Consider the following 341-nt stretch of genomic DNA (forward strand, 5'->3'; position numbering starts at 1 on the left):
AAGCAGATCGCCCAACAGATCGGCGGCGTTGCCGGCAAGCTCGCCGAAGGCCTGACCGTGACGGCGTCCGAAGGCGGCCTGCTGGTCAGCATCTCTGACCAGAACGATGATTCGATGTTCAATATCGGTTCGGCTGTTCCGCGCCAGGAGATGGTGCTCGCCATGGAAAAGATCGGGACGATCCTGAAGGAGAGGGGTGGCGCAGTCGCCATCCGCGGCCACACCGACGGGCGCCAATACAAGGGCGGGCAGAACGAGAACTGGCGGCTTTCGATGGACCGCGCCCAGAGCGCCTATTACATGCTCGTGCGCGGCGGACTGGACGAGACGCGCGTTTCCCA

At 63.6% G+C, this 341-nt stretch carries 1 protein-coding gene; it reads left to right on the forward strand.

All coding sequences use genetic code 11. The annotated features are described in order from the left end of the window. Nucleotides 1-341: OmpA family protein (locus EOD29_RS30900; protein ID WP_164763900.1), on the forward strand; the 341-nt coding region annotated here is incomplete at both ends.

This window comes from Mesorhizobium sp. M1A.T.Ca.IN.004.03.1.1, assembly GCF_003997555.1.
Lineage (GTDB): Bacteria > Pseudomonadota > Alphaproteobacteria > Rhizobiales > Rhizobiaceae > Mesorhizobium.